The following is an 8651-nucleotide window of genomic DNA, read 5'->3' as shown; positions in this document are numbered from 1 at the left end:
ATGAGTTTCTGGTAGAATGAGTGTTGGACATGTTCATCTGCTTTCTATACTGAGTTGGGGAATTCTAGTATATCAGATGAACATGTCTTTTTTGTTGCACTTCATTTTACAACGCGGGTTTAAAATAAGTTTTCCTATAGGAAAATAAAAATCTTGACACTAGCTGAAAAATAGTATATTCTTTGTGAGTTAAAAATATTTGTAAGGAATGAGAATGGCTACAAAAACAGTTAGTAAGAAAAAAACAGCGAACAAGAAAAATCTGGTTATCGTAGAGTCGCCTGCCAAGGCCAAGACCATTGAGAAATATCTTGGTAAAAATTACAAGGTAGTTGCCTCGGTCGGACATATCCGTGATTTGAAAAAATCCAGCATGTCCATTGACTTTGACAATAACTACGCACCAGAATACATCAATATTCGTGGTAAAGGGCCGCTCATCAATTCTTTGAAAAAAGAGGCCAAGAATGCCAAACAAGTCTATCTGGCGAGTGACCCGGACCGGGAAGGAGAGGCGATTTCCTGGCATTTGGCCCACATTTTGGGCTTGGATGAGCAGGACAAAAACCGTGTGGTATTTAATGAAATCACCAAGGATGCGGTAAAAAATGCCTTCAAGGAGCCGCGTGCTATCAACCATGACTTGGTCGATGCCCAGCAGGCCCGTCGGGTCTTGGACCGTATCGTAGGGTATTCGATTTCGCCAATCTTATGGAAAAAGGTCAAGAAAGGCTTGTCGGCAGGGCGCGTGCAATCCGTTGCCCTCAAGCTCATCATTGACCGAGAAAATGAAATCAACAATTTCAAGCCGGAAGAATACTGGACCATTGACGCTACCTTCAAAAAAGGAACGAAAAAATTCCAGGCATCATTTTATGGAGTGGACGGCAAGAAAGTCAAAATCGAAAACAATGACCAAGTCAAGGAAGTCTTGGATAGGCTAAAGGGTGATGATTTCTTGGTGGAGCAAGTCGAACGCAAGGAGCGGAGACGCAATGCGCCATTACCGTACACCACTTCCACCATGCAAATGGATGCGGCCAATAAAATCAATTTCCGTACGCGGAAGACCATGATGATTGCCCAGCAGCTTTACGAAGGGGTCAGTCTTGGAACAGGCGGCACGCAGGGTCTTATTACCTACATGCGTACCGATTCGACGCGGATTAGTCCAGTGGCCCAGGAGCAGGCTGCTGCCTTTATCACAGAGCGGTTTGGTCAAAACTATTCTAAGCATGGCAGCAAGTTCAAAAATGCCAGTGGTGCCCAAGATGCCCACGAGGCTATTCGTCCGTCCAATGTCAATCTGACCCCAGAATCCATTGCCAAATATCTGGATAAGGACCAGCTCCGTCTTTATACACTGATTTGGAATCGTTTTGTAGCCAGCCAAATGGCTGCGGCTGTATTTGACACCATGAGCGTTCGTCTAGGGAAAAATGGCGTTCTCTTTGCGGCTAATGGTAGCCAAGTCAAGTTTGACGGTTATATGGCGGTTTACAACGACTCAGACAAGAATAAAATGTTGCCGGATATGGAGCAAGGTGATACGGTTACTCGGACCGCTACCAATCCTGAGCAGCACTTTACGCAGCCACCAGCTCGCTATTCTGAGGCGACACTAATCAAGACCTTGGAAGAAAATGGTGTTGGTCGTCCATCTACCTATGCACCGACCATTGAGACCATCCAAAAACGCTATTATGTTAAACTGGCTGCCAAGCGATTTGAGCCGACAGAGCTGGGCGAGATTGTCAATAAATTGATTGTTGAATTTTTCCCAGACATCGTCAACGTCAAATTTACAGCCGAAATGGAGCAGAAATTGGACGACGTTGAGGTTGGAAAAGAGCAGTGGCAGAAGATTATCGATAGCTTCTACCAGCCTTTCAAGATTGAGTTGACCAAGGCTGAGGAGCAAATGGAGAAAATCCAAATCAAGGATGAGCCTGCCGGATTTGACTGTGACGTTTGTGGTCATCCCATGGTCATCAAACTGGGGCGATTTGGTAAATTCTACGCATGTAGCAATTTCCCAGATTGCCGCAATACCAAGCAAATCACCAAGGAAATCGGCGTGACCTGTCCAGTCTGTCATCAGGGTCAGGTCATTGAGCGCAAGAGCAAACGCAATCGTCTTTTCTACGGATGTGACCGTTATCCAGAATGTGAATTTACATCTTGGGATAAGCCGGTCGGTCGTGCCTGTCCAAAATGTGACCATTATCTGGTTGAGAAGAAGGTTCGTGGTGGTGGCAAGCAAGTCATCTGCCCGAACGGTGATTATGAAGAAGAAAAGATTAAGTAAACTTTTGTAGGAATCAAATGGATGAGCCTGTCGATTTGGTGGTGAAAAGCCTCAAGCCAAGTCTGCATTTTGGTCGTCTATTCAAAGATAAAGCAAAAATCCTGTAGTTTTGAGAACCACAGGATTTTTCATATTATTCAGGAGAATAAATTTGGACGAGTTGACCAATTGGTCTGATGTCGTCGTCCTCAGACAAGAGGATATCATCATAGTCGGGATTAAGGGATTCGAGATAGGTTCCCTTATTTTTTTTGACAAAATTTTCGCCGTTGACCGAAAAAATTCCTACAGTATTGAGCTCGACTTGGTGAGAGAGACGGATAAAGAGATAGTCACCGTTGGCAATGTAGGGCGCCATTGAATCTCCGACCACCTCAGCAATAGCATCGTACTCCTGTGGAGTAGGAATAGTATCAGTAGAAAAAGTGACTAGGTTATCAAAGTCGCTGTCCTGCCAATAACCGCTACCAGCAGACACCTTGCCTTGGACAGGAAGTTGGACGGTCTCTAAGTAGTCAGACAGCTTGATAACCTCGCCTGACGGTGCATCTGAATCTGCCATGTTAGCTACCTGCTCAAAGCCAAAGTGAATCCATTTATCACGGTAGTCACCTACCAATATTTGGTCTAGTTCTTGGACCTGATTTGACATTTTGTAATGGAATTGGGCAAATTGTCCAGGTGTCAGGGTCAGGGCAATATCCTGGTCCTGGTCCAATTGGGCAATCAGTTCATGCACTGGGATGCCCATCCCAATCGCAATCTTTTCCAGAGTTTCCATGGTTGGTAGAAGAGGTTTCTTAGTCTTTGGATGTTGATTTTTTTCCAGCATAGAAATGTAACCCTTGGTTAGGCCGGATTTTTCCGCAAATCTATCCATTGATAGTTTTTCGTTTGTCCGATAGTTTTTTAAAATGTCACCTAGAATCATGGCTTTCCTCCTTGATTGTTTAACTTATTTTACCATATCTTGAATAAAATATCAAATTTTTGTTTAACATGTTTGACAAAATTCAAAAATGATGGTAAGATAATGAAAACAGAAGGATTGGAGGATAGACAAATGGAAGTTCGGAGGACTGAGATTCAGTGGGAAACCTTGTATCGGGAGTGGGAGAATTATGCTGAGCATTTTGGACTAGATACGGGTGATGTGTGTGTTGACAGCTTGTCTGAGGGTACAGCTGGTCTCATGACCATGCGCTTGCTGGCTAAATACCAGGGGAATCCAGAGTTGAGGGCTGCGATTTGGTTAGCTTCCTTTTGCCGAGATGTAATGCAGGATTATTCCTATTTGTTAAATAGCAGAGCCTATCAGTTAGTCAATCAGATATATTTTCTTGCCTTTGATTTATTCAAAGAGGATGGGCTTGCCTGGAGCAGTCATCTGAGTCGCTTGCAGCCAAAATTATTTATATCTTATCGGATATTAGAAGGGCTTGATTTGACAAACTACCAGTCTATTGTGGAGTTGGCCATGTTGCAGGCCAGTTTAACCAATCAATTTTACAATCGTTCCCTGTTGAGTCGTGTATAAGGAGAAATCAAATGAAACATCAGACTGAGTACCAGTGGGTATTGAAAAGCATGGTTGAGTATGAGAGGCGCTATGGTATTACTATCTTGCAGGAGCTGTGGTCTATGGGAGTTCGAGATGGTGAGGAAGTCAGTCGTTTGGTAGATGGTGTCATGGAAGCAACTCGAACTAAGGAAATGGTTTTGGATGTATCAGCCCTGGTCGGGCTATTTCGCTTGCAGATTGAACGGATGCGCTATCTTTATCAGACCAATCTTGGGCAGGAGGAAAGATTGGCAAGCTAGTTGGATATAAAAAGCACCTGAGAGTGCGTCCTCAAGTGCCTTGTAGGTGAATCCTATTCTGCCAGGAATCTATTTTCTTTTCTGTCAAATTTGTGCCCGCAGTACCGACAGTAGTAGTAGGTTCGGTCAGCTTCGTAGAGGGTAGCAAACCAAGCTCCTCGACTACCATTCAATAGGTGGCCCATCATAGCTGCAGTTCGAGAGTAGCGCTTTCTAGCCGGCTTGTAGGCTTGAATAGATGTGGACGAACATTCTGGACATCGGCTGGGCAGGTGGTGCTTATCATCTTCTGTCGTCGGGTGGAGCCTCCTGTATATACTGTAGGCAATGATTAGGGTAATAAGTCCAATAGGACCAATGTATTCTAGGAGATTTTTCATGTATCTTAAAATGTCTTTCCAGGATTAGATTTGGCTGGGTGGTCATTCTAAGTGCGCAACTGACTTAAATATTGGTCATACTTTTCTAGAGGCACTACACCTAAGAGGCAGAGTGTTCCAATTAAGATTCCACGAAGCAGTTGCTGCTGGTTGCCTTTGGACAGCCAAACAGTGACCAATGCAGCTAACAATAGCAGAAGAAGGGAGAGGAGTTTTCGCCAAGGCTTTAGTTGAAAGAATGTTGGAGATTGAGGAGTATCTTTCTTAGAGAAACGGCCACTGTAACCAATTAAGATTCCTAAACTCATTGAAATGGAAATATACAATGAGTAGGGCATTAAGTAGATGGCTATGAAACTGTGCACTAGAAAAAGGAATAGGAGCTGACTCCAAATAGGTATGGTCAGCAATAATTTTTTCATAGTTACCCGTCCTTCCATAATGATTGACCATCACATTTTGTGTAGAAATATGTCATAGTTTTATATGATAGTGACATTGTTTAAGAGGGTTCAAGTATAAACAAGGCTGATAGGTTATCCAGTCTTGAAATTGACTATATCATTCTCCAGAATTATTAGTTATTTGCCTTTTTGTAGGCATGAAAATGTGGGTTTCACTAAGATAAGTATAGCAAAAAAATGCTTGTTTTTCAAGGTAAATCTGGTCGAATCTCCTTTGAGGATTTAGTATAAAACCATAAGAAATTGTTATAGGATTATATGTCGTTTACCAGACATTTTTTTAGATTTATGTTAATATAGATTTGGAAGAGGATGTTATGCAAAGATGATATTCTTTTGCAAAATATAGAAAGGGGGCAAAATATGAGCAATCGTAAAGAACAAGAGGAACTCAAGTACCTCGAATCTAAGAAAGTTCTATTAGAGGCCCAGCTAGAGAACCTTCGTGACCGTAAAGGTCAGGTGGGTAAAGAAATTTCTCTGGTCTCTTCCAAACTTAATTCAGTCAATCAGAGGATCCAGGCATTGAAAGGCCGAAGCGATTTGATTGTTTCGGAACATGCAATGCTGCGTTATTTGGAGCGAGTTGAGCAGCTTGATGTTGCTATCTTGAATCGAATAATAGCTGAAGACGAGGAATTACAGAGCGTTGTAAAAACCCTTGGAAATGGGATTTTCCCAGTCAAGGGTAGGGGATTTAAACTTGTCATAAAAGACAACGTAGTTGAAACAATTACCCTTGATGATTAGTTGACTGAAATAGGTATTACCCGATAATCCATGATTATTGGGTATTTTTTCTTGCTTCTTAGAATGATATAGTCTATAACTATAGCCTTGGATTAAAAATTTCTATTGGTCAAGCCTGTGAAAATAGAGTACAATGTTCAAAAAGAACTAAGGAGATCCCTTATGACTAGAGAATTTTCGTTTGAGACCTTGCAATTGCATGCGGGGCAGGAAGTAGATTCGGCTTCAAAATCTCGTGCTGTACCAATCTATCAAACAACCTCTTATGTATTTGATGATGCCCAAGAGGCGGAAGACTTATTTGCTCTTCGCAAATTGGGAAATATCTATACTCGAATTACTAATCCTACAGTAGCAACCTTTGAGAATCGGATTGCAGCGCTAGAAGGTGGTGTTGGAGCTCTGGCTACTTCATCTGGTATGGCGGCTATCACCTATACTATCTTAGCTTTGGCTCATGCTGGTGATCATATCGTAGCAGCAACAACTCTCTATGGTGGTACCTTTAATCTTTTCAAAGAAACTTTGCCACGCTATGGAATCACAACCACCTTTGTTGATATTGATGACTTCGAGGCAGTAGAAGCAGCGATTCAAGATAACACCAAACTAGTTTTTATTGAGACCTTGGGTAATCCGGTTATCAATGTTCCTGACCTTGAAAAATTGGCGGACATTGCACATAGAAATCAGATTCCATTGGTATCGGATAATACGTTTGCAACGCCTTATCTCATCAATGTCTTCTCAAATGGTGTAGATATTGCAGTACATTCAGCGACTAAATTTATCGGTGGACATGGTACAACAATTGGTGGTGTCATTGTTGACTCTGGTAAATTTGACTGGGCAGCATCTGGGAAGTTCCCGCAATTTGTTGAGGAAGATCCTAGCTATCACAATATCAGCTATACCCGTGATTTGGGTGCAGCAGCCTTCATTGTGGCGGTTCGTGTTCAATTGCTCCGTGACACGGGTGCAGCCCTAGCTCCATTCAACGCCTTCTTGTTGTTGCAAGGGTTAGAAACTCTTTCTCTTCGCGTTGAGCGTCATGTGTCCAATGCAGAAAAAGTCGTTGATTTCTTGCTCAATCATCCTAAGGTAGATTCCGTCAATTATCCTTCGCTGGACAATAGCCCTTACAAGGCACTGGCGGATAAGTATTTGCCAAAAGGAGTGGGGTCCATCTTCTCCTTCCAGGTAAAAGGCGGAGCCGAAGAAGCGCGTAAAGTCATTGATAGTTTGGAAATCTTCTCTAATTTGGCCAACGTTGCTGATGCTAAATCTTTGGTGGTCCACCCAGCTACTACCACACATGCTCAATTGCCAGAAGAAGCTCAGCTCGCAGCAGGTGTCACGCCAAATCAAATCCGTCTTTCAATTGGTCTCGAGAATGTAAACGACTTGATTGAAGACTTGAAGATAGCCCTAGACAGCTTATCATAAAATAGAATCGACTTGGACAATGGTTCAAGTCTTTTTTCGTAGCAAAATTCTGCCAAAATGCTTTCTTTTTGCTAGAATAAAGACAAGTAAATAATGTTTAGGAGTAATCTAGTGGAACAATTTGATTTGTTGGTTATCGGATTTGGTAAGGCAGGTAAGACCTTGGCAGGTAAGCTGTCAGCAGCTGGGAAGTAGGTTGCCTTGGTTGAGGAAAATCCTGCTATGTTTGGTAGAACCTGTATCAATATCGGTTGTATTCCAACCATAAACCTCTTGGTAGCAGTGGATAAAAACTGGACCTTTGAGCATGTCATGGAGCAAAAAGAAACTGTGACTACTCGCTTGCGGAATAAAAATGAAGCGGTCTTGAAAGGCAGCGGTGCCAATCTTTATCAAGGTCACGCACGTTTTGTTGCGGACAAGGTTGTGGAGGTAGTTGCTGGAGAAGAAAGCCTCCAGTTAACTGCGGCAACCATTATCATTAACACAGGTGCCAAGTCACGTATTCTTCCAATTCCAGGCTTGTTGGATACGCCAAACGCCTATGACAGTACAGGCATTCAGAACTTGGAGGTTCGTCCTGGCAAGTAGGCAATTAACGGCGTTGGTTTGTTCTAATCTGATGAATAGAAAAAAATCCGCTCGTTTGGGCGGATTTTTTCTGTTACTCTGTTAACTGATCAACTGTTCGATAGGCAAGAAGTCCCAGCAAGACACTAGCCATTGGAAGCAGGGTTGTTAAAATACCTGTATGCAATGGGGAGTTGAAGAAGAAGTGCAGACCGATACTTGCCGCAATCCAAAATAGACCTTGAACTATTGACATGGCTTTTTGTTTGGTAAAAAGTGCCACCATACCAATAGCAAAGAGCATGGTAAATACCCAGTGAGTCCAACCAGCCTGTCCAACACGACCGATAATGGTCTCAAACCCATCTAGTTTACCAATAAACATATCACGGAAGGTGAACATGATATCTTCAATGATTTGGAAACTAAGACCAGCGATGATACCACTGACCAAGGCATGTTTGAGAGTCATTTTTCTTGCAATTAGTAAAACTAAGACAACAACCAGAGCCTTGCCAAACTCTTCTGCAAACGGGGCAGAAACAGCAGCCCCCCAGTCATAACGAAAATCATCGCTGACCTTTACAATCTCCAGCAAAAAGTAGCCAATAGCTGTGTGTCCATAGTCTGAAAAAGCTACTCCGGCAGTCAGGCCCAAAATCCAACTTAAATGACTGACTTTTTTGGAAATAGCATAGCGGTTTTCCAAGTGACGGATGAGTACCAGTAAGGGAAGGAGGTAGAGGGCTACCAGTGAAATGGTTAGTAGAAAGAGAGGATATTTTTCTTCCATGCCATTCGGCTTGGCCAGTTCATCAAAAATCATCTTGCAGCCACTGACAAAACCAAGGCTGGCAAGAATAAGGGCAAACTGACTTTTATAGGTATTCCATAGGTGTTTCATAAGATTCC

The 8651-nt window shown here is 42.7% G+C and carries 9 protein-coding genes and 1 pseudogene; 6 read left to right on the top strand and 4 right to left on the bottom strand.

The window, feature by feature from the left end:
* Positions 1-214: 214 nt before the first annotated feature.
* Entirely contained in the window at positions 215-2308 is a 2094-nt protein-coding gene (gene topA, locus ACHBGV_RS06180) for a type I DNA topoisomerase (protein ID WP_394735894.1), read from the top strand.
* A 133-nt stretch (positions 2309-2441) separates the two neighbouring features.
* Here the strand turns inward: topA and ACHBGV_RS06175 are convergent, their stop codons facing one another.
* Positions 2442-3239, bottom strand: a complete 798-nt coding sequence (locus ACHBGV_RS06175; protein ID WP_172067033.1) for a S24 family peptidase — start codon at positions 3237-3239, stop codon at positions 2442-2444.
* Between the two features lie 132 nt (positions 3240-3371).
* Between ACHBGV_RS06175 and ACHBGV_RS06170 the strand changes: the two genes are divergently transcribed.
* A complete protein-coding gene (locus tag ACHBGV_RS06170; protein WP_105110603.1) occupies positions 3372-3845 on the top strand; it encodes a hypothetical protein in 474 nt (157 codons plus the stop codon).
* A gap of 11 nt (positions 3846-3856) precedes the next feature.
* On the top strand, positions 3857-4129 hold the full coding sequence (locus tag ACHBGV_RS06165) for a hypothetical protein (RefSeq protein WP_394735893.1): 273 nt from the start codon (positions 3857-3859) through the stop codon (positions 4127-4129).
* A gap of 53 nt (positions 4130-4182) precedes the next feature.
* Here the strand turns inward: ACHBGV_RS06165 and ACHBGV_RS06160 are convergent, their stop codons facing one another.
* Together ACHBGV_RS06160 and ACHBGV_RS06155 are read right to left on the bottom strand one after the other, a co-directional pair.
* On the bottom strand, positions 4183-4509 hold the full coding sequence (locus tag ACHBGV_RS06160) for a hypothetical protein (protein ID WP_105110578.1): 327 nt from the start codon (positions 4507-4509) through the stop codon (positions 4183-4185).
* Positions 4510-4556: 47 nt separating this feature from the next.
* Positions 4557-4931 (bottom strand): hypothetical protein, encoded by a 375-nt coding sequence (locus tag ACHBGV_RS06155; RefSeq protein WP_105160421.1) that lies wholly within the window; start codon positions 4929-4931, stop codon positions 4557-4559.
* A gap of 405 nt (positions 4932-5336) precedes the next feature.
* On the opposite strand from ACHBGV_RS06155, the gene ACHBGV_RS06150 reads away from it, so the two are divergent.
* The 3 genes and pseudogenes from ACHBGV_RS06150 to ACHBGV_RS06140 form a co-directional block, all read left to right on the top strand.
* A complete protein-coding gene (locus ACHBGV_RS06150; RefSeq protein ID WP_125265615.1) occupies positions 5337-5723 on the top strand; it encodes a hypothetical protein in 387 nt (128 codons plus the stop codon).
* Positions 5724-5885: 162 nt separating this feature from the next.
* A complete protein-coding gene (locus ACHBGV_RS06145) occupies positions 5886-7169 on the top strand; it encodes an O-acetylhomoserine aminocarboxypropyltransferase/cysteine synthase family protein (protein ID WP_394735892.1) in 1284 nt (427 codons plus the stop codon).
* A 111-nt stretch (positions 7170-7280) separates the two neighbouring features.
* Positions 7281-7757, top strand: a pseudogene (locus ACHBGV_RS06140) (FAD-dependent oxidoreductase); the annotation flags it as partial.
* Between the two features lie 76 nt (positions 7758-7833).
* Here ACHBGV_RS06140 and ACHBGV_RS06135 read toward each other — a convergent pair.
* A complete protein-coding gene (locus ACHBGV_RS06135) occupies positions 7834-8643 on the bottom strand; it encodes a PrsW family glutamic-type intramembrane protease (protein WP_394735891.1) in 810 nt (269 codons plus the stop codon).
* Positions 8644-8651: the final 8 nt, after the last annotated feature.

It is taken from the genome of Streptococcus sp. A34 (genome assembly GCF_043674115.1).
GTDB lineage: Bacteria > Bacillota > Bacilli > Lactobacillales > Streptococcaceae > Streptococcus > Streptococcus suis_V.
Note: the sequence above shows the minus strand (reverse complement) of the source record. Positions and strands in the feature narration are given on the sequence as shown.

Coding starts and splice junctions, on each gene's coding strand:
- ACHBGV_RS06135 (WP_394735891.1), bottom strand. CDS start 8,643: ATGAAACACCTATGGAATACCTATAAAAGTCAGTTTGCCCTTATTCTT.
- ACHBGV_RS06175 (WP_172067033.1), bottom strand. CDS start 3,239: ATGATTCTAGGTGACATTTTAAAAAACTATCGGACAAACGAAAAACTA.
- ACHBGV_RS06145 (WP_394735892.1), top strand. CDS start 5,886: ATGACTAGAGAATTTTCGTTTGAGACCTTGCAATTGCATGCGGGGCAG.
- ACHBGV_RS06165 (WP_394735893.1), top strand. CDS start 3,857: ATGAAACATCAGACTGAGTACCAGTGGGTATTGAAAAGCATGGTTGAG.
- ACHBGV_RS06155 (WP_105160421.1), bottom strand. CDS start 4,931: ATGAAAAAATTATTGCTGACCATACCTATTTGGAGTCAGCTCCTATTC.
- ACHBGV_RS06170 (WP_105110603.1), top strand. CDS start 3,372: ATGGAAGTTCGGAGGACTGAGATTCAGTGGGAAACCTTGTATCGGGAG.
- ACHBGV_RS06160 (WP_105110578.1), bottom strand. CDS start 4,509: ATGAAAAATCTCCTAGAATACATTGGTCCTATTGGACTTATTACCCTA.
- topA (WP_394735894.1), top strand. CDS start 215: ATGGCTACAAAAACAGTTAGTAAGAAAAAAACAGCGAACAAGAAAAAT.
- ACHBGV_RS06150 (WP_125265615.1), top strand. CDS start 5,337: ATGAGCAATCGTAAAGAACAAGAGGAACTCAAGTACCTCGAATCTAAG.